This window comes from Nocardioides sp. YR527 (assembly GCF_900101045.1).
Taxonomy (GTDB): domain Bacteria; phylum Actinomycetota; class Actinomycetes; order Propionibacteriales; family Nocardioidaceae; genus Nocardioides.
In genome coordinates this window covers 489008-508934 of record NZ_FNFN01000005.1, presented here as the reverse complement: position 1 = coordinate 508934, position 19927 = coordinate 489008, and the positions used below count along the sequence as shown (strand labels likewise).

13 protein-coding genes and 1 tRNA gene are annotated in these 19927 nt (G+C 68.2%); 7 read left to right on the top strand and 7 right to left on the bottom strand.

The features are described from left to right. Nucleotides 1-4: 4 nt before the first annotated feature. A complete protein-coding gene (locus BLT25_RS17960) occupies nucleotides 5-1582 on the bottom strand; it encodes a GMC family oxidoreductase (RefSeq protein WP_091048667.1) in 1578 nt (525 codons plus the stop codon). Nucleotides 1583-1728: 146 nt separating this feature from the next. On the opposite strand from BLT25_RS17960, the gene BLT25_RS17955 reads away from it, so the two are divergent. The 3 genes from BLT25_RS17955 to BLT25_RS17945 all read left to right on the top strand — a co-directional run bounded on the left by BLT25_RS17955 (nucleotide 1729) and on the right by BLT25_RS17945 (nucleotide 5862). Next, the gene (locus tag BLT25_RS17955) at nucleotides 1729-2973 is read left to right on the top strand and encodes a PucR family transcriptional regulator (RefSeq protein WP_091048665.1); all 1245 of its coding nucleotides are present in this window, start codon (nucleotides 1729-1731) and stop codon (nucleotides 2971-2973) included. An 88-nt stretch (nucleotides 2974-3061) separates the two neighbouring features. Then, nucleotides 3062-4564: a long-chain-fatty-acid--CoA ligase gene (locus tag BLT25_RS17950; protein WP_176884007.1), complete on the top strand. Its 1503-nt coding sequence runs from the start codon at nucleotides 3062-3064 to the stop codon at nucleotides 4562-4564. A 131-nt stretch (nucleotides 4565-4695) separates the two neighbouring features. Next, complete coding sequence (locus BLT25_RS17945; protein ID WP_176884005.1) at nucleotides 4696-5862, top strand: PucR family transcriptional regulator; 1167 nt, start codon at nucleotides 4696-4698, stop codon at nucleotides 5860-5862. 32 nt (nucleotides 5863-5894) lie between these two features. Here the strand turns inward: BLT25_RS17945 and BLT25_RS17940 are convergent, their stop codons facing one another. Both BLT25_RS17940 and BLT25_RS17935 read right to left on the bottom strand, forming a co-directional pair. After that, nucleotides 5895-7664: a GMC family oxidoreductase N-terminal domain-containing protein gene (locus BLT25_RS17940; protein ID WP_091048662.1), complete on the bottom strand. Its 1770-nt coding sequence runs from the start codon at nucleotides 7662-7664 to the stop codon at nucleotides 5895-5897. Further along, nucleotides 7661-8395, bottom strand: a complete 735-nt coding sequence (locus tag BLT25_RS17935; RefSeq protein ID WP_256328655.1) for a hypothetical protein — start codon at nucleotides 8393-8395, stop codon at nucleotides 7661-7663. Before BLT25_RS17935 ends, BLT25_RS17940 begins: the two co-directional genes overlap by 4 nt. Before the next feature lie 315 nt (nucleotides 8396-8710). On the opposite strand from BLT25_RS17935, the gene BLT25_RS17930 reads away from it, so the two are divergent. Both BLT25_RS17930 and BLT25_RS17925 read left to right on the top strand, forming a co-directional pair. Beyond that, a complete protein-coding gene (locus BLT25_RS17930) occupies nucleotides 8711-11035 on the top strand; it encodes a molybdopterin cofactor-binding domain-containing protein (protein ID WP_091048658.1) in 2325 nt (774 codons plus the stop codon). 19 nt (nucleotides 11036-11054) lie between these two features. Beyond that, complete coding sequence (locus BLT25_RS17925; protein ID WP_091048879.1) at nucleotides 11055-11534, top strand: (2Fe-2S)-binding protein; 480 nt, start codon at nucleotides 11055-11057, stop codon at nucleotides 11532-11534. Between the two features lie 389 nt (nucleotides 11535-11923). Here the strand turns inward: BLT25_RS17925 and BLT25_RS17920 are convergent. Together BLT25_RS17920 and dnaG are read right to left on the bottom strand one after the other, a co-directional pair. Next, nucleotides 11924-11996 (bottom strand) — tRNA-Asn (locus tag BLT25_RS17920). Nucleotides 11997-12062: 66 nt separating this feature from the next. Next, a complete protein-coding gene (dnaG, locus tag BLT25_RS17915; RefSeq protein WP_091048655.1) occupies nucleotides 12063-13946 on the bottom strand; it encodes a DNA primase in 1884 nt (627 codons plus the stop codon). A 48-nt stretch (nucleotides 13947-13994) separates the two neighbouring features. On the opposite strand from dnaG, the gene BLT25_RS17910 reads away from it, so the two are divergent. Then, complete coding sequence (locus BLT25_RS17910; protein ID WP_176884003.1) at nucleotides 13995-14669, top strand: class E sortase; 675 nt, start codon at nucleotides 13995-13997, stop codon at nucleotides 14667-14669. Here the strand turns inward: BLT25_RS17910 and BLT25_RS17905 are convergent. Continuing rightward, nucleotides 14666-15451 carry a carbon-nitrogen hydrolase family protein gene (locus tag BLT25_RS17905; RefSeq protein ID WP_256328654.1) on the bottom strand — a complete coding sequence of 262 codons (786 nt, stop codon included), beginning with the start codon at nucleotides 15449-15451 and terminating at the stop codon, nucleotides 14666-14668. The genes BLT25_RS17910 and BLT25_RS17905 overlap by 4 nt on opposite strands. A 101-nt stretch (nucleotides 15452-15552) precedes the next feature. On the opposite strand from BLT25_RS17905, the gene BLT25_RS17900 reads away from it, so the two are divergent. After that, entirely contained in the window at nucleotides 15553-18936 is a 3384-nt protein-coding gene (locus BLT25_RS17900) for a phosphodiester glycosidase family protein (RefSeq protein WP_091048648.1), read from the top strand. A 21-nt stretch (nucleotides 18937-18957) separates the two neighbouring features. On the opposite strand, the gene BLT25_RS17895 is transcribed toward BLT25_RS17900, so the two are convergent. Next, complete coding sequence (locus BLT25_RS17895; protein WP_091048646.1) at nucleotides 18958-19890, bottom strand: 2-hydroxyacid dehydrogenase; 933 nt, start codon at nucleotides 19888-19890, stop codon at nucleotides 18958-18960. Between the last annotated feature and the right edge of the window lie 37 nt (nucleotides 19891-19927).

Sequence of the window (19927 nt, the reverse complement as noted above, 5' to 3'; positions counted from 1 at the left end):
CCCCTCACTTCGCGGCGCGGATCAGGTCCGCGGCCTTCTCGCCCACGAGGACGCTCGGTGCGTGGGTGTTGCCGTGGGGGATGGTCGGGAAGACCGAGGCGTCGGCGACGCGCAGACCGAGCACGCCGTGGACCCGCAGCTCGGGGTCGACCACGCCGTCCGTCTCGGTCCCGATCCGGGCGGTGCATGCGGGGTGGTAGGTATGCGCGACGTTGCGGCGGATCTCGGCCTCGAGATCAGTCCGGCTCGTGCCCACGCCCTTCCCCGGATGGATCTCGCGGGTGGTCAGGTCGCGGAGCGGCGCCGATGCCGCTATCTCCCGAGCACGCTCCAGGCCGGCCACCATGGAGTCCATCTCGGCTGCCTCGGAGAAGTAGTTGAACCGGGTCCACACCTTCGCTTTCGGGTCCGCGCTGGTGAGCCTGATGCTGCCGCGGCTCAGAGACCCGACGAGCGAGAGCGCGAACGCGTACGCCGGCTTGTCGTGGGTGGTGAAACCGTTGTCCCAGAAGTACGCCGGGGCGGCGAACATCTGCATGTCCGGAGCATCCTCGCCAGCGCGGGTGCGGAAGAACGCCTGGGCCTCGGCGACGTTGGACGTCAGAAGACCGCGACGAGCCGCGAGGTACTTGACCAGCTGCACGGGCGACTCGGCGCCGGCGAGAGTGCCTTTGGCGGTGGTCTCGAAGTTCGCCAGGTAGAACGGGTGGTCCATGAGATGCGCCCCCACGTTGGGGTTGTCGACGATCGCCATGATTCCGTGCTGGCGGAGGTGATCAGCAGGTCCGATACCGGAGAGCATCAGAATCTGCGGTGTGTTGAAGGCGCCGGCCGAGAGCACGACCTCCCGCTTTGCCCGGATGAACTCCCAGCGCCCGTCGCGCTCAATCTCGACACCGACCACCCGGTCGCCGAAGACCCGCAGGCGCTGGACGTGCGCGCCGGTCATCAAGGTGAAGTTCGGCCGCTTCAGTGCCGGCTTCACGTAGCCGTCGGCGGTGGTCCACCGCATGCCCTTCTTGTGGGTCACCTGGCTGTAGCCGACGCCGACCTGCCCGGCTCCGTTGAAGTCGTCGTTGCGTGGCAGACCGGTCGACTCGATGCCCTCGATGAGCGTCTCCGTCAGGGGGTTGGGCGAGCGAAGGTCTTCGATGTGCAGCGGTCCTCCGACGCCGTGGTACTCGTCCGCGCCGCGGGAGTTGTTCTCCGATCGCTTGAACAGCGGCAGGACCTCGTCGTAGGACCAGCCGGTCGCCCCGGCCTTGGCCCAGCTGTCATAGTCGTGCCGGCTGCCGCGGATGTAGATCATCGCGTTCATGCCGCTGCAACCGCCGAGGTACTTGGCGCGCGGGTGGTAGAGGACCCGGTTGTCCAGGTACGGCTCAGGCTCGGTGTAGTACTCCCAGTCCTGGTCCGTCTTGAACTGGGTGGCGAACGCGGCCGGGATCTTGACGTTCATCGGCTTCTTGGCCGAGCCGGCCTCGATCAGCAGGACGCGGCAGTCGGGATCTTCGGAGAGCCGACCAGCAACGACCGACCCGGCAGAGCCCGAGCCGACGACGATGTAGTCAAACGAGTTCATCTGGTTCCTCACACTTCAGTCGGTCATGTGAGTCTCGCCATAGAATCGCCGCCGCGCTTGTGCGTTGCGCCCACGCTTCGAATGTTGCATTGTTTGCGCGTCCAAACTGGAGTGGCGCGCACCACATCGAGGCGAGGCGGAAGACGATGACAGCGGGGGATCGTATGGAGCTGGCGGAATGGGTGCGCGTCTTCGCCCTACAGGCCACCAGGGATGACGCTCTCGAGGAGTTCGTCCGGGTCGTCGACGACCGGATCGCCAGCCAGGTCCCGGAGATCGCGAGCGACCCGATGCTCCTCGACGACCTCCACAACAGCACACGATCGCAGTGGCGCACGTTCGCCGCGGCCCTTCCGCAGCATCACAAGCTGACGCTGCCGGCCGGGGCCGACGAGCTCGCGCGGTCGCTGGCGCGACGAGGCCTCGACCTGAGCGTCCTTCTGAAGGTCTATCGCGCCGCGCATCGGGCGGTCTTCGCGTTCATCGCCGAGGCGACCGAGGACCTCGCGGAGAGTGATCCTCCCAAGGACACGGTGCTCAGGTTCCTCTGGAGCCGAGCCGAGCAGTGGATGGACGACTCGGTCGAAGCGCTGATCGAGACCTTCTACGCCGAACGGCAGGAGCTCCTCGAAGGCGCGATGCTCCGCCGCTCTCAGCTGGTCGAGGCCCTTCTGCGCGGCACCGTCACCGATGCCGACGCCGCCAGTGTCGAGCTGAGCCATCCGCTCAATCACTGGCAGGTGGGGTTCGTCCTGTGGGCTCCGGCCGCTGGCGAGAAGACACAACAGCACCTCGCCCAGCTCGCCACTCAGGCTGCTCGCGCCATCGGGGCCGCCCGGCCAGTCCTGCATCCCAGCAGCGGCCGGGAACTGTGCTGCTGGGCCGCCACCCCGGTCCGGCCCGACCTCGAACCGCTGAGCGATCTGATCGCCGACCTCGACAAGGCCGGTGCCCAGGTCTCCATCGGGTCCCCGGCACGCGGCATCGCCGGCTTCCGCACCAGCCACGACGAGGCGCGTGCCGCACAGCGGCTGTGTCTGGGCGCAACCCGGCCCACCAGCTTGGTCCGCTACGACGACGTTGATCTGCTGTGCCTGGTTGGCGAGCAGAACGGGCTGCTGGACCGATTCGTGGTTCGCGAGGTCGGCGCGCTGATCGGACCAGACCGCAACCTGACACTGATCCGCGAGACCTTGCTCGTCTTCCTCTCGACGGGGCTCAACTACACCGCAACGGCGTCGCGGCTCTTCGTCCACAAGAACACGGTCCGCTACCGGCTCGCCCGCGCCGAGGAGCTGCTGGGGCGCCCGCTGACAGAACGATCCGCTCACCTCGAACTGGCCCTGCGCTACACGGCTTTCTTCGGCCCGCCGGTCTCGCGCGATTCCTAGCTCGTTTGTACTCGAGCACCAATCGGCGGGCGGAAAATCGTGCGTCTGTCCGACCGTTTTCGAGGTGACGGATGTCACGCTCAGGCTCGTGAATGCGAACCTCTTCAACGACCTGGCCCGCTCCGCAGCCGCATCCCCGGACAAGGTTGCTCTTCAGGCCGGTGCCTCGACGATCACGTACCGCGAGCTCGAAGTGCTCGCCTCCCGGGTGGCTAACGACCTACGCGCTGCCGGCGTCCAACCGGGCGATCGAGTCGCCGTGATGCTGCCGAATGTGGTCTCCTTCGCCGTCACCTATTACGGCGCGCTCCGGGCCGGTGCCGCTGTCGTCCCGATGAACCCTCTGCTCAAGGGCCGCGAGGTCGAGCACTACCTGGGGGACCCCCAGGTCAAGCTCCTCTACGCATGGGCGGACTGCCAGCCAGTTGTCGAGGACCCCGCTGCCAAGCTGGGCACAGAGGTCCGCTACATCACACCGGGTGCCTTCGAGGCCTCACTGCAGGAGCTGCCGGCCTCCGACGACGTGGCGCACCGCGTCGAGGAGGACACCGCGGTGATCCTCTACACCTCCGGCACGACCGGCATCCCGAAGGGTGCCGAGCTGACCCACCTCAACCTGCGACGCAACGTCGAGGTCTCCACCTCGCTGTTCTCGATGGTCGACTCCGACGTCGTCATCGGCGCGCTTCCGCTCTTCCACGCCTTCGGTCAGATCTGTGCACTCAACTGCTCTGTCGCCAAGGGTGCACGGCTGGTCCTCACCCCGCGCTTCGAGCCCGGCTCGGTGCTCGCCACGATCGCCGAGAACGAGGCGACCATGTTCATGGGAGTTCCCACCATGTTCAACGCCATGCTCCACCACCCCGACGCGAAGAGCACCGACACCTCCAGCCTTCGAATGTGCGTCTCAGGCGGCGCCTCGCTGCCGCTCGAGGTACTTCATGGTTTCGAGGACACCTTCGGCTGCGTCGTACTGGAGGGTTATGGCCTGTCCGAGACCTCCGCGGTCTCCTCCTTCAATCGGCAGGGCCAGCAACGTCCGGGCTCCATCGGCATGCCGATCCCGGGCGTCGAGATCAAGGTGATCGACGACGCCGGCGCCGAGGCACCGATCGGCGCTGTCGGCGAGATCGTCATCAAGGGCGACAACATCATGAAGGGGTACTGGGGAAGGCCCGAGGCGACCGCAGCAGCCATCGATGCCGATGGCTGGTTCCGCAGCGGCGACCTCGGCCGCAAGGACGAGGACGGCTTCTTCTTCATCGTCGACCGCAAGAAGGACCTGGTGATCCGCGGCGGCTACAACGTCTACCCACGCGAGATCGAGGAGGTGCTCTATGAGCACCCCGCGGTACGCGAGTGCGCCGTCATCGGCATCCCGCACGCGGAGCTGGGCGAGGAGGTAGGCGCCGCCGTCGCGCTGGCCGAGCCGGGTGCCGCGACCTTGGACGAGCTGCGTCAGTACGTCCGTGACCGGGTAGCGCCCTACAAGTACCCCCGGCACATCTGGTTCGTCGACGAGCTCCCGAAGGGTGCGACGAACAAGATCCTCAAACGGGAGATCGTGGCGCCGGTCATCACAACGCCCTGAGCCCCGGGCCATGACCAGTTTGAAATGACGTGCCCCACACTTCCTGAAAGTTGAGGATGCAAGGCATGACGACGTCTGAGCCGCTCGGTGAGTGGCTCCGCAACTTCTCGGAGCGAGCCGTCGTGCCGCCGATGTCCGAAGAGTTCGTTGCTCGAGTCGACTCCCGGATCACCAGCCAGATTCCCGAGATCTCGTCAGACCCGATGCTGATCGACGACCTCCATGGAAGCACCCGCGCTCAGTGGAGGGCGTTCGTTCTGACGCTGTCGATCGACCACACGTTGATGCTCCCGCCGGCCGCTGCCGACCTCGCCCGGTCGCTGGCTCGGCGGGGCATGGACCTCGGAGTGCTGCTCAAGGTCTACCGCGCCGCCCATCAGGCGGTTTTCGAGTTCTTCACCGACGTCTCGGACACGATCGGCGAGAGCGGTCCGCGGGCCGATGAGGTGCTGAGGTTTCTCTGGACCAGGGCCGAGCGCTGGATGAACGACTCCGTCGAGGCACTGATCGAGACGTTCTACGAGGAGCGCTCCCACATGAACGAAGGTGCGTTGATCCGGCGCACACGCCTCATCGAAGACATCCTCCAAGGAGCGGCGATCCGTGTCGATCACGCCTCTGCCGAGCTTTCGCATGCCTTGGCCCATTGGCAAACCGCGGGCGTCGTATGGACAACCGCCACCGATTCCGCCGACGCCGCCAGACGGCTGCAGAACGTCGCTGGTCAGCTCGCTCGGAGAATTCGGGCACCTCGACCACTCACCCTGCTGACGTCGGGTAGCGAGCTCTGCTTCTGGGCGGCGACGCCGGCGCGACCCGATCTCGGTTCTCTCTTCGAGCTGGCGGGCATCCTCGAAGAGTCCCAGGCACACCTCGCCTTCGGAGTCCCTTCTCCCGGACCGGCTGGCTTCCGCAGCGGCCACAGCGAAGCAAAGGCAGCGCAGCGAGTCGGTCTTGACGCCACCCCCTCTCCCCCGGTCGTCGACTACAGCCACATCGAGCTTCTGTGCTTGGTTTCCGAGAGTCCCCAACTGGTCCGCAGGATGGTCGAACGTGAGATCGGAGATCTCGGCGCTCCGGACAAGAACCTCGCTCAGGTGCGGCACACCGTGCTCACCCACTTCGACAACGGTTTCAACGTCGAGAAGACCGCGCGGCACCTGTTCATCCACCGCAACACCGTCCGTTACCGGCTGAGCCGAGCCGAGGAGCTCATCGGCCACTCGCTCACGGAACGCACGGCGAAGATCGACATCGCACTACGGTACGTGGCTCTGTTCGGACCGCCTGCAGATTGACGTGGTCCGTTGGCAAGGGCGACTTGCGAGTATCAGAGGTCCAGCTCGGCGAGCCTGTCAGAGATTCGCCGATCCGTGGAGACGACCAGCGAGGACCCGTCGCGTACCCATGGGTCGATCCCGAAGTACCGCCGAGCGATGTGCTCCGAGGTCCGGGTTGCCAGCGCCTGAGTGGTGATCGTGGGATTCGGACCGCCGACTGAGTTGGGCAGCACCGAGTTGTCCCCGATGAACAGCCGCTTCACCGCCCTGGTCTCACCGCTCTGGTCGACCACCGAGTTCGAGTCGGAGATACCCATCCGCATCGTCGAGTGCACGTGCAGTGGCAGTGCGGGCCAGTCGATACGGTGCACCTTCTTCGCCCCGGCGCCGCGCAGCAGCTCGACCGCGCGGCGTGCCAGGAACTCACGGTTGCGGGTGCTTCGCGGCGTACGCCCACGATTGAGGAACCGCACCTTCGGCACCGGCCCGGCCTCGTCGGCCGGCATCGCCGACAGCATCACGCGATTGTCGGGAGTCACGTCGTCGTCGACGACGCTGATGACGTTCAGGATCCGATCGAGGCCGTGCTGCATGACGTCCTTGAGCTCCGGTCCCACGAGGCGACCGGTGGGCCCGTCCCACGGACCGGTCATTCCGCGACCGTTGGTGTACTGACCGCGGATGCCGCTGTCGGAGAACGTCATCGTGAACGCCTCGAGCGCCGGCATCAGACCGACGTTCATGAGCATTCCATAGCCCGGATAGTCCGTGCGAGCCCCCGACGCCTGGCCGCGGGAGCTGCCACAGTCCTCGTCCATCAGACCGAAGGTCCAGTCGAGCCAGTGGTCGGTGAAGCCGCGACCCACCCAGTCGTTCGGATTCGGAAGGCCGGAGTTGAACCACAGTCGTGGGCTCTCGATCGCACCGCCGCACATGACGACCACGGCGGCGTCCTCGGAGTGCACCATGCCAGTGGCGTTGTCGATCCAGGAGACGCCTCGCGCTTCCCCGTTCTCCGTGCGGATCTTCGTCACCATCGCGTCGGTGATCAACGTGACGGCGCGACCGCCGTCGGACCATGCCTCGGCAGTGAGCGCCATCGGCACGTAGCTGTTGTCGGTCGACCGCTTGGCGCGCAGGTTACGTGGCGACTTGTCCGGGAGCACGCAGCCGTTGAAGCAGTGGCCGCACATGGTGCACCCGCTGGAGGTCGGGTACGTCAGCAGCTCGAGGTCGGTCGTGCGACCTGCTTGCCCACCCGGCGGGAGGATCGCATTCTCCTGGGGGCGGTACGACGGGCCGAGCGTGGTCTTGGTGGTCTGAACCGGGATGCCGAGCGTCTCGCACCCGCGGAAGTAGATCTCCTCCTTGGTGCCCATCGGCGCCGTGTGCACCGGCAGGGTCTGCTCCACCCACTCGTAGTACGGCACGAACTCGTCATAGGAGAACGGAAAGAGGTGCTGGACGTCGTAGAGGCTCTTGTCGGGGCCGTCGTAACCGGCGAAGACGCCGGGGTAGGCGCGCGGGTTGTTGCCGAAGTAGTGCTGCGTGGTGCCACCTACTCCGCTCAGCTGCCACAGGAAGCCGTTCTGCGGGAACTCCCGGTAGAACGCCGGCTTGCTGCGATCCTCGGGCCCGACCCGGAAATAGCCGTTGAGCGGGTTGTTGGAGTCGTTCTCGAGCCGACTCCACTGCTCCTCGGGCTTGGCGTGCCGCGGACCTCCCTCGATCATGAGCACGTCGAGCCCGTGAGCCGCCAGTTCCTTGGCGACGACCGGGCCGCCCGCGCCTGCTCCGATGACGATGACGTCGCGACTCATCGCGAGCTCACCTCTTCCCGTCCCTGGTAGTAACCCTTGAAGTCGTCCCAGCCGTTCATCCCGCCAGGGTCGTAGCCGGCGAGCTTCCACCCGACCGGGGTCTCGGTGACCCAGAGCTTCTCCTTGTCGAAGGTCGACCATTCCGAGAAGGCTCCGAACGCCGAGAACTCGAGCAGAGCACCGGCGATGAACTCCAAGATGCCCGACGCGGTGCCCCGCAGCGGTTGCGGCAGCTGATCGTCGATGGTGGAGATCAGGGCCGCGTCACCTTCTTCGAGGAGGGCGAACGCCTTTGCCTTCTCCTCGAAGGAGAGACGGGCGAACGGCGACAGGAACACCCCGTTGGTCGACAACGGGTTCACTCTGGTCGCCATGGTGTTGAGCAGGAGGGCCACAACGATGGAGAGCGGAATCGTCGAGTCGTTGCGCAGCAGTCGACGAACGGCGTCGTCGAGCTGGATGAGCTGGGTCAGGGGAAGCTGGGGCAGATCACCCAGCGGCAGGGGCACGTCGGCCAGGCCTGTCGCCAGAGCGGACGCGACCGGCGTGACGATCTGGTCAGGGAACGGCACGAAGTTGTCCAAGGCCTCGATCAAGAATGCAGCCGCATCCGCTTCGATGGCACCTGCCTCAGCGCGAGGGGTTCCCTGGGCTCGTGAGTAGGCGTCTTGACCGGGCACCACGAACACCACCAGGCCGTTCAGGGTGTCTCGGGCCAGCTTTGCCAGCATCTTCGAGACCTGGTCATCGATAGAGCTCGTCGTAAGTCCGGACGCTGTAGAGCCCAGTAGTCCGGGAGCCAGCGCCGAAGCGCCGCCGAGGGCTCCGAGAATGCCGAGGCGCGCTAGGAACGCACGCCGGCTGTGCGGAGGCGGGGTCTGCATTTGCCCTCCTGGGTCGGGGTCATTGGTGGCTCATGATCACCCGGCCTCGAGAGCCCCGCATTGTGCGTTCGCCGCGAGTTCATCCTCGGATATTGGGCACCTGCACATAGCGCCGAGCAGGCCGAACGCCAACCATGTGTTGCCTGATCGGAAGGACAACACATGACCGTGGACTACTCAGCACTGGGACAGCGCAAGGTCGGTCGACGCCGTCTCCTTGGGTATCTCGTCGCAGCACCCACCCTCGCGGTGGCCGTACGACTGGCGTCGGATGCAAATGTTCCGGGCCATGCGTTGACGATCCCGACCCCGGGGCTACCGGCGGACGTGTTCGACCTCAGCGACTCCCAGAACTATGCAGCGAAGCCAACCGCCCATTTGATCTGGATGGAGATCCGCGAAGACGGCACGGTGCACTTCGCCCTCCCGCGCACCGAGGTCGGCCAAGGCATCGTCACCTCGACCGCGATGATCATTGCCGATGAGCTGGACGTGCCGTTGCAGGACGTACACGTGACCCTGGCCGACTCTCGTCCGGAACTGGTCATGAATCAGCTCACCGGGGGCTCGAACACGACCATGTCGACGTACTACCCGATCCGGACTGCCGCGGCCATCGCACGCGGTGCCCTGCTCGAGGCCGCCGGCCTCATGCTGGGCGGGCTCACGCCGACGGCTCTCCACACCGACAACGGCGCGGTCGTGGCCCCGGACGGCCGCCGCATCCCGTATGGCGACCTGGCGAAGGACGCTGCCGTCGACCAGACCACCGAGGTGGAGGCGGACCTCAAGCCCGCCACAGACCTCAAGCTTGTCGGCACCACCGTCGGGAGAACCGACGCTCGCGCCGCGGTCACAGGTGCGAAGCAGTTCGCGATGGACATCGAGGTCCCGAACGCCCTGCCGACGATGGTCTGCAAGCCACCTACGATCAAGGGCACCGTGCGCTCGGTACGCAACCAGGCCGCGGTCCTCGAGATGCCTGGTGTCACCCACGTCGCGATCATCCCGACCGGGGTCGCGGTCCGCGCGCGCACCTTCGGCCAGTGCATCGACGCGGTGCGTGCGCTCGATGTCGACTGGGCGCCCGGAGAGATCGGCTCGGACTCGGACGAGGACGTCCTCGCCCGCATCCGGAAGGCCGAGATCCCGATGGCCGTCCCGGAGGTTCCGCTGCTCGCCAAGACCGTCGACACGGACTTCACCTTCGCGTTCGCCAGCAACGCACCTCTCGACCCCGACTGCGCGGTAGCAGACGTACGTACAGGCTCGGCCGAGATCTGGGCCAGCCTCAAGGTGCCGATCGTCGCGCAACAGGAGCTTGCCGAGGCCCTCGGCTTCCCCATGGACAAGGTCACGGTCCACGTCGTCCAGGGCGGCGGATCCTTCGGGCGACGCCTCTTCACCGACGCAGCGATGGACGCCGCTCTCGCTTCGCAGGCGATGGGTGCACCGGTACGGCTGATGTGGCATCGCGCCGACGCATGCCGGCAGGGCCGGGTGCACCCGATGTCGACCTCGCGAGTGCGCGCGACCGTTCTCGGCAACGATGTCTTGACCTACGAGCAGCGTCACACCAGCGGACGTACCGACTTCGGCCACGGGTTCGGTGACATCATCACCGCGTCCGCCGCGAAGCTCCCGGTCGGCGACTACAGCATCTCGCAGTTCATCTACCTGCTGACCACAGGAGCCCACTACAACTTCGGTGCGACGACATCCCTGCTCGACGAGCTCACCGACCGGAAGCTCAACACCGGCGCGATGCGCAACATCTATTCACCCAACGTCGCGGTCGCGCGCGAGCTCACCGTGGACAAGATAGCCCGGACGATCGGCAAGGACCCCTACCAGTTCCGACGCGGCCACATCCGCAACGACCGGCTCCGAACCGTGCTCGACAGGGTCGCCGAGGCTGGTAGATGGGGGCGGTCGATGCCGCGCCACCACGGCCAGGGTCTGGGCATCCACTCCGAGTACCACGGCCATTCCGCCTGCTTGGTCGAGATCGACGCCAGCCCGGCCACCGTCAACCGCGATGTACGCAAAGCGGTGACCGGACCACGCGTCACCAAGGTCGTCTTCGCCGTCGACGTCGGGCTCGTGATCAACCGGAGCGGCCTGAAAGCCCAGATGATGGGAGGCATCATGGACGCGATCGCGATCGTGCTCACGTCCAGCCTCCATCTGAAGGACGGCAACTTTCTCGAGGCCAGCTGGGACAACTACGCCTATACCCGGCAATGGAACGTCCCGTTCGACATCGAGATCCACCTCGTCGACTCAGGCATCGAGGAACCCGGCGGTGCGGGCGAGTTCGGGGTGCCGGCCGCAGCGGCCGCGGTCGCGAACGCCTACTGGGCGGCAACCGGAAACATGCCGACACACTTCCCCGTCAACCACAGCGCGCCGTTGCACTACGAGCCGTACCCGTACAACCCACCTGTCCCGCCGTCACCGACCAGTGGTCTCGACCACGTCAAGTGACGAGCTGAAGGAGAACAACGTGCCCACACACACCTTCCGAGTCAACGGCGAGACGGTGCGCGTCGATGTCGAGAACGATGTTCGGCTGCTCTGGGTGCTACGCGACATCCTCGGCGTCCGCGGCCCGAAGTACGGCTGCGGCATCAACGTATGCAAAGCGTGCACCAGCCACATCAACGGCAAAGCGTTCAATCCGTGTGCGGTCCCGGTCGGTGACCTCAGGCCCGAGGACGAAGTCACCACGATCGAGGGCCTCGCCGACACCGTCGAAGGCGACGGTCTGCACCCGATGCAGGACGCCTGGATCGAACACGACGTCGCCCAATGTGGCTACTGTCAACCCGGTCAGATCATGGCCGCGGTCGACCTGGTCCGTCGGGTCAAGGAGGAGGGCCGGGCGATCTCCGACGCGGACCTGGACACGCTCCGCAACATCTGCCGATGCGGCACCTACCCACGGATACGGGACGCGATCAGGTCTGGCTCTGAGAAGATGTAGCCAGCGCCACGTCGTGACAACCTGGACGAAGTGGGCAGCCCGCCGTCAGCTCGACCAGAATCACGAGGGCTGATGCCGCCGCTCTCGGCCCCGATCATCCTGGCGTTCAGCGAAGGCAGCGACTGGGGTGGGCATCGTTGGCCACGCTCGGGTGCCTGGCCGTGTCCGTGGTATCGGGAATCGCCTTCGTCGCGGTTGAGAAGCAGGTCGCCGTTCCCAAGCCCGACCTGGCCTTGTCGTCGGCTCGGGCACAGCAGCAGCGGCCCACACGCACACCCTGCCGACCTCGGCCACGCCCACCTCGGCCGGCAGGACACCAGGACTCCATGACGGCGCCTGAAAACGAACTCAGCCTGACCCGTCTCCGCAGGTCAGGCTGAGTTTTCTTGCTCCCCCGGTTGGACTCGAACCAACAACCCTCCGGTTAACAGCCGAATGCTCTGCCAATTGAGCTACAGGGGAATTGCACCTTGCGGCGCGGGTGAAACCTTAGCAACCCGGCGGCGGCGATCGGAAATCGGCAGGCCGTCACTCGGCGACGAGGTTGCGGAGGCCGCGGCGGTGCTGTTCGAGGGCGGCGAGCTGAGCGAAAAGACGGTTGTACGCCTCGGGGTCGGCGGCCGCGTCGGAGCGCTGCAGACGGCTCTTCACCTCGGCGATGCGGCGCTGGTCGAGGAGCTCGAGGAGGCGTACGACGTACTGCAGGACGTACGCCGAATCGGGCTCCTTCGCGGACGGGATCGACTCCACGGCGAGCTCGGCGAGGATGCGGCTGACGAGCGGGTCGGAGGCGGCGGCCCCGAGCTTCTGGGCCCAGTTGGCGTCGCCGGTGCCGGCGCCGGGACCACCGAGGCCGGCGATGATCTCCCACAGCGCTCGGTAGAGGGGGTGGGTGAAGGCCTCGGGGGTGATCTCGCCGGTGGTGCGCCCCAGCGCGACGGGGTGCTGCACGAAGAGCTTCAGGGTCTCGCGCTCGACCGTGAAGCGCGGCTCGCGCGGGTGGGGCATGGGCGGGCGCTGCGGCGCGGCAGGCGCCTCGGGAGAGGCAGCCGCCTCGCGCCGGGACGGAGCAACCGACGGTGCGGGGCGGCCGGCGGCGCGGCGTACCTCTCGGGCCGCCTCGTCGGGATCGACGCCGAGGAAGCGTGCCAGGTCCCGGGTGAAGCCCATCTTCTTGGACTCGTCACGCACGGAGGCCACCAAGGGCGCAGCCTCACGGAGGGCGTCGATACGACCGTCGGCACGGTCCAGGTCGAACTTCGAGGCGACGTTGCGCAGCACGAACTCGTAGAGCGGGACGCGGTTGGCGAGAAGATCGCGGACCGCCTCGTCGCCCTTCTTGATCCGGAGATCGTTGGGGTCGAGGCCGTCGGGCTCGACGGCGACGTAGGTCTGGGAGGTGAAGTTGCCGTCGCCCTTGAACGCCTTCAGCGCCGCGGCCTGGCCGGCCGCGTCGCCGTCGAAGGTGAACACGACCGCGCCGCGCAGCTGCTGGTCATCCGAGATGAACCGGCGCAGCACCTTGGCGTGGTCGTCGCCGAACGCGGTGCCGCAGGTCGCAACGGCAGTGGTGATCCCGGCGAGGTGGCAGGCCATCACGTCGGTGTAGCCCTCAACGATCACGGCCTCGCGGGTGCGGGCCATCTCCTTGCGGGCCAGGTCGATCCCGTAGAGGACGTGCGACTTCTTGTAGATCGGCGTCTCGGAGGTGTTGAGGTATTTCGCCTCGATGCGGTCGTCGTCGAAGAGCCGGCGCGCGCCGAAGCCGATGACGTCCCCGCCCGACTCCCGGATCGGCCACATCAGCCGCCCACGGAACCGGTCGTAGTGCGACCGACCGTGCGCCACCAGCCCGGCGGTGACGACCTCCTCGTCGGAGAACCCTCGTGCTCTCAGGTGCCGATAGAGGTCCTCTCCCCCGCGCGGCGAGTACCCGACCCCGAAGTGCGCCGCCGCGTCGCGGTCGAAGCCCTTCTCGGCGAGGAACTGCCGCGCGACCACGGCGTCCGCGGTCAGCAGCTGCTCGGCGTAGAACTCGGCGGCGACCTTGTGGGCCTCGACCAGCTTGCCGCGCCCGGGACCACGACGGACCGGTGCCTCGTCGCCCTCCTCGCGCTGGACCTGCACACCGACCTTGTCGCCGAGCCGCTCGACCGCCTCGAAGAAGCTCAGTCCCTCGAGCTTCATCACGAAGTCGATGACGTCGCCGCCCTCTTGGCAGCCGAAGCACTTGAAGAAGCCACGCGACGGGTTCACGTTGAAGGAGGGCGACTTCTCGTCGTGGAAGGGGCACAGACCCTTGTAGGTCCCCGGGCCGGCGCGGCGCAGCGTGACGTACTGGGAGACGATGTCGTCCAGGCGCGCCTTCTCGCGCACCTCTTGGATGCTCGTCTCCTTGATGCGGCCCGCCACAACGCCAGATCCTACGGTGCGGCGGATCGGGCTGAGATGCTTGACCCGATGTCTACCTATACAAAGCCGCGGCGCACTGTCCGCCGGGCTTCCTTCTGGCTCGGCCTCGCCATGGTCCTTGCCGGGGTAGGGATTCTCGGGTACCTGGCCTGGACCGTCTACGGCACCACATTTTTGAGCAAGCAACACCAGCAAGATGCGGCCTCGAAGCTCGAAGCCGCCTGGGGCTCGGGGCACACCGAGGTGAGCACCGAGTTCGGGTCCGCCGAGGCCATCATCGAGATCCCGCGCCTCGGCGCGGACTATCGGATCCCGATCTTCGCCGGGACCTCGGACAAGGTCCTGGGCGCCGGCCTGGGCCACTTCTCCGGCACCGCGGGTCCCGGCGAGGTCGGCAACTTCGCGCTCGCCGGCCACCGGATCACCCACGGCGAACCGCTGCGCGACCTCCCCAAGCTCCGAGAAGGCGACGAGATCCGCGTTCTGACCAGGGAGAAGACGTACGTCTACGCCCTCACCAGCAACGGCGACGACCTGATCGTGCCGTTCACCTCCGTGTGGGTCACCGACCCGCTTCCCGACAACCCCGCGCGTGGCGGCGTGGAGCCCGAGCAGGTCGAGGGCCAGCGACTGATCACCCTCACCACCTGCTCCGAGCTCTTCCACACCGACAACCGGATGATCGCCTTCGGGAAGCTCGTCGCCGAGGAGCCGACTCCCTAGAGCAGGAGCGTACGCCGCGGCCCGAGGTCCGCGCGGCGGTCGGCCCACATCCGCTGGTCGTCCCGCACGCGCGCGACCTCGGCCGGGTCGATGGTGGCGACGACCATGCCCGGGGTGGCGTCGTCGAGCCGCTCGATCGGCCGGCCGAGCGGGTCGTAGACCGCGGAGCCGCCGATGAAGTCGAGCGGTCCGCCGACGAGGCCGGCGAAGGCGACGTACATCGAGTTGTCCAGCGCTCGGGCGGCATAGTGCAGGTCGCGCCGGTGGCCGCCGCCCGGGAAGTAGGCACCGGTGTTGAGGTAGAGGATCGCGCCGTCGGCCGCCGCCGCGGCGGCGTGCTCGGGGAAGTTGGCGTCGTAGCAGACCGACATGGCCACCCGGACGCCGTCGATCTTGATCGTCATGCCGTGCTCACCCGGCTCGAAGCGACCGACCTCCGGCGGGAACAGGTGCTGTTTGTCGTACGCCGCCACCGGCTCCTCGCCCGGCGCGATGACCATGCTGGTGATCCCCCGCCGACCGGCGTAGGCGAGCGGCGAGTTGAGCACGAGCACCGCGCCGGTCTCGTCCACCGCGGCCCGCACCGGGGCCAGCCAGGCGGTGTCGTCGAGCGAGGGCAGCGGACCGCCGTCGAAGGTGTCGAGGTCCCACGAGGTCGTGAAGGTCTCGGGCAACGCGATCAGCCGGGCTCCCCTCGCCGCCGCCTCGTGGACCCGGGCAGCGGCGGTCGCGACGTTGGCCGTCACGTCACCCGGCACTGCGATGTCTTGAACTACCGCCACCTGAAGCACACCCCTGACGGTATCTTCCGTTCACGGATCCGCCGCAAACGGTTCCCCCTAATTCGCTTCACGGGAACGGCGCGGATCGCGACAGTGGACGGGTGCGCCCCCTCGCCCCCACGCTCGCCCTTGCCCTGGCACTCCTCGTCTCCGCCGGACCGGCGGCAGCCGACGTGCCTCCACCGCCGCCGACCGCGGTCACGCTGGCTCCCGGCGGGATCCCGCCGAGCCAGCAGGAGGCCAACGGCTACGACTTCGCCGCCGGCGGCGAGGCGCTGTCGACGGTCGCGACCCAGGACGTCGCGCCCGGTCTGAGGTTGACCAACTTCCAGCGGCTCGAGGACGCGGGCTGGAACCGTGGCAACGTCCTCACCGCGGACCTGTCCGAGCCGACCCTGTCGATGGACGTACGCAACACCGGCAAGGTCGCCGGGATCGGCACCCTGTCGAGCCAGATGGCCGGGACCGGGGCGGTCGCCGGTGTCAACGCCGGCTTCTACGACATCAACGCCTCCGGCGCACCGGTCGGGCTGGCGAAGAGCCGCGACGGCCTGCAGAACGCCCGCTTCGGCTCCGACCCGGCCCTCTCGATGGCCCGCGCCGAAGCGGCGATCGGCGGGCTGACCTCGGGCGGGACGGTCACGATCGACGGCGCCGAGCAAGACCTGGCCGGGTTCAACACCCCGTCGCTGCCGACGGGCGGGATCGGCGTCTACACCCGGCTGTGGGGCGACTACACCCTCGACCGGCCGGTCGGCGGTCCGGGCAACGTCTCCGACGAGGTCGCGCGGGCGAGCGTGGTGGACGGCGTCGTCACCGCGGTCGCTGACGAGGCCGGTGCGCCGGCGATCCCGGCCGGCGGACAAGTGCTGCTCGGCCGCGAGGCCGGCGCCGAGGTCGTCGGCAGCCTCGAGGTCGGCGACCGGGTCGACGTCACCGTCGGGCTGGCCGAGGACGCCGACTGGGCGGTCAGCGGCAACGTCCAGCTCGTGGTCGACGGCGAGGTCGGGCCGGGGATCGGCGACGACGGTGTCCACTCGCGTACGGCGGTGGGCCTCGACCGCGACGGCACCAAACTGATCGTGCTCGCCCTCGACGGCCAGACCGGTGCCTCCCGTGGGATGACGCGGGCAGAGCTGGCGCGTTTCATGATCAGCCTCGGGGCCTACCAGGCGCTCAACCTCGACGGCGGCGGCTCGACCACGATGGCGGCCCGGGTCGCCGGCGACGTGGAGCCGAGAATCGTCGACACCCCCTCCGACGGGTCCGAGCGCGAGGTCTCCAACACGCTGCTGTTCTTCTCCTCGGCCGGGCCGGCCGGGGTCGCGACCGGGGCGCAGGTGCGCCCGATCACCAACCGGGCCGGTGCCTATCGGGTGCTGCAGGGGCAGCGGCGTACGTTGTTCGGTTCGGGGCTCGACGCCGCCTACGCTGCCATCGAGAAGGACGGTGTCTTCCGGGCGCAGGGAGGCAGCGTACGCCTCGACGACGGACGCTCGCGGCCGTCCCACGGCTCGGAGGTCGCCGCTCTCGGCGCCCGCGCGGGCGACGCGAAGGTGAGCTTCGACCTCGGCCGCGGACGTCGCGCCACGATGCCGATCACGGTGCTCGGGCCACTGGACCATCTCGCGGTCGACAGGTCGGTGATCGCGCTGCCGGAGGGTGGCGGGACCTCGACGCTGATGCTGACCGGGTACGACGCCGACGGCCGCCCCGCTCCGATCGAGCCGTCGGAGGCGGCCGTGACCGCGAGCGACGGGTTCGAGGTCGTGGGCGACGGAGCCAACGGCTTCGAGATCCGTACGTCGCTGACGGAGGGCTCCGGCACGGTCGACTTCGCGGTCGGTGACCACCATGTCGCGATCAATGTGCTGGTCGGTCTCAGCGAGGCGAGCGTCGCCGACTTCGCCGACGGCGCCTCGTGGAAGGCCGGCAGCGCCCGCGCCACGGTGAGCGTGACTCCGCTGACGACCGGCGGCCCGCGCGGCGAGCCCGCACTGCGGATCCAGCACGACTTCACCCAGTCCACCGGCACCCGCGGCGCATACGCCGTCCCGCCCGCCCCCATCGCCGTGGCCGGGCAGCCGTTGTCGCTGTCGATGTGGATCAAGGGCGACGGGTCGGGCGCCTGGCCGCGGATCCAGATCCGCTCCGGGAACGGCACGGTCAGCAACCTGGACGCGCCCCTGATCACCTGGACCGGGTGGCAGCAGGTCACCTACCCGGTGCCGGCCGGCACGGCGTACCCGATCCGGGTCGAGGCCGTCCGGATGATGGAGACGCGGCCCGAGGCGTCCTACCGCGGTGACCTCACCGTCGCGGCGCTGGTCGCCGACGTGCCGCCCAGCGCGTACCCGATCGAGGCCGAGCCGGTCCACGACCCGGTCATCGTCACCGACGGCACCGTCACCGACCGGCCGCAGCGGATCGCGCTGATGTCGGACGGCCAGTTCGTGGCGCGCAACCCGGACTCGCCGCTGGTCGCCAGCGTGCGCGCGACGCTGCGCGAGATCGTCGCCGCCAGACCCGACCACCTGATCATCGACGGCGACCTGGTCGACGAGGCCTCACCGGCCGACATCGCCTTCGCCAAGAAGATCCTCGACGAGGAGGTCGGCTCCGCCGTTCCCTATACCTACGTGCCCGGCAACCATGAGGTGATGGGCGGGCCGATCTCCAACTTCAAGGCCGTCTTCGGCCCCACCCACACCACCCGGCTCCTCGGGTCGACGCTGCTCATCACCCTCAACTCGTCCTCCGGGACCCTGCACGGCAACGACGACGGCAAGGTGCAGCTGACCGAGCTCGAGTCGCAGCTGCGCGCGGCGGCCTCCGACCCGGCGGTGACCGGGGTGCTGGTCGCGTTCCACCACCCGATCGACGACCCGCTCCCGGACAAGGCCTCTCAGCTCGGTGACCGGATCGAGGCGCGGCAGCTCGAAGACAGGCTGGGCAGGTTCCGTACGTCCTCGGGCAAGTCGGTCGCCGTCCTCAACGGTCACGTCGGGGTCTTCCACGGCTCCTCGTCCCAGGGCATCTCGATGCTGATCAACGGCAACTCCGGCAAGACCCCGGCCGGCAACGTCGAGGACGGCGGCTTCCGCGGCTGGACGATGATCGGCATCGACCCTCGAGCGGGCGTCGTCGGCCGCAATCCAGCGCCCGGGGCGCGGCTGCGCTGGCTTCAGGCCGAGACCCGCCCGGCCGTCGACACCGTCACGACCGGCGCTCCCGAGACGTTGGCGCTCGGGTCGTCGGTGACCCTCGACGCCACCTTCACCCAGGGCGCCGCGACCGTCCCGGTCACCTGGCCGGTCACCGCCGATTGGGGTGGTCACGAGGTCGTGGTCGGCGAGCGGGGTCATGGCGTCGTACGGCTGGACCCGGTCACCCGGAAGCTCACCGCGCTCCGCCCGGGGACGGCGGTGCTCACCCTGGTCGTCAACGGGGTGAAGGCGGAGTCGATGATCAGGGTCATCCGCTAGCCGACGGGGTAGTCCCCCGAGTCAGTAGGCGCGGGACATCACGTTCGCGAGCGGCTCGCCGGCGGCGAACCGCTCGAGCTGCTCGCGGACGACGCGGTAGGCGCGGGGCCACATCGCGCTCGACGCCCCGCCGACGTGCGGGGTGATGAGCAGGTTGGGCGAGCTCCACAGCGGGCTCTGCGCCGGGAGCGGCTCGGTCTCGGCGACGTCGATCGCCGCGTGGATCCGCTCGGTGGCGAGCTCGGCGACCAGGTCGTCGGTGACGACCACGCCACCGCGGGCGACGTTGACCAGCAGCGCGCCGTCCTTCATCCGTCCCAGGAGCTTCCGGTCGACCAGGCCGCGGGTCTCGTCGGTGAGCGGCATGGCCAGCACGATCACGTCGGCCTCGGGCACGAGCGTGTCGAGCTCGTCGAAGCCGTGCACACCCTCCCGCGCGGTCCGTGCCACCCCGACCACCTCGGTCTCGAACGGAAGCAGCCGCGCCTCGATGGCCCGGCCGATCGCTCCGTACCCGACGATCAGGACCCTCTTGTCGGCCAGCGACGGGAACCAGCCGGGCCGCCAGGCGTGCTCGTCCTGATGGCGTACGTGGCCCGGGATGCCCCGCAGCGACGACAGGATCAGCGTGACGGCGAGCTCGGCGGTCGAGGTGTCGTGGATGCCGCGGCCGTTGCAGAGGGTCACCCCCGCGGGGATGTGGCCGCGGGCGGCGTCGACCCCGGCGGTGAGCAGCTGCACCACCTGGAGCGAGGTCATCTGGCTGACGACGTCGAAGATGCGCGAGCCGAGCATGTAGGGCGGCAGGTAGAAGGCCACCTCACCCACCGAGTCCGGCACCTTCACCTCGCCGCCGGTGAAGCGGGTGTGGTCGAAGAGCTCGAAGCGGAGACCTGCGGGCACCTCGCCCAGCTCGGACGGGTCGAACGGCAGCCAGACGAGGGGATCGCTCACACGGCGAGACTCTCATACCCCGGTGGGCGTGACTTGG

Bases quoted from the DNA above. Each gene is read 5' to 3' on its own strand.
- BLT25_RS17960 (WP_091048667.1), bottom strand. From the start codon at position 1,582: ATGAACTCGTTTGACTACATCGTCGTCGGCTCGGGCTCTGCCGGGTCG.
- BLT25_RS17955 (WP_091048665.1), top strand. From the start codon at position 1,729: ATGACAGCGGGGGATCGTATGGAGCTGGCGGAATGGGTGCGCGTCTTC.
- BLT25_RS17945 (WP_176884005.1), top strand. From the start codon at position 4,696: ATGTCCGAAGAGTTCGTTGCTCGAGTCGACTCCCGGATCACCAGCCAG.
- BLT25_RS17940 (WP_091048662.1), bottom strand. From the start codon at position 7,664: ATGAGTCGCGACGTCATCGTCATCGGAGCAGGCGCGGGCGGCCCGGTC.
- BLT25_RS17935 (WP_256328655.1), bottom strand. From the start codon at position 8,395: ATGCTGGCAAAGCTGGCCCGAGACACCCTGAACGGCCTGGTGGTGTTC.
- BLT25_RS17930 (WP_091048658.1), top strand. From the start codon at position 8,711: ATGACCGTGGACTACTCAGCACTGGGACAGCGCAAGGTCGGTCGACGC.
- BLT25_RS17910 (WP_176884003.1), top strand. From the start codon at position 13,995: ATGTCTACCTATACAAAGCCGCGGCGCACTGTCCGCCGGGCTTCCTTC.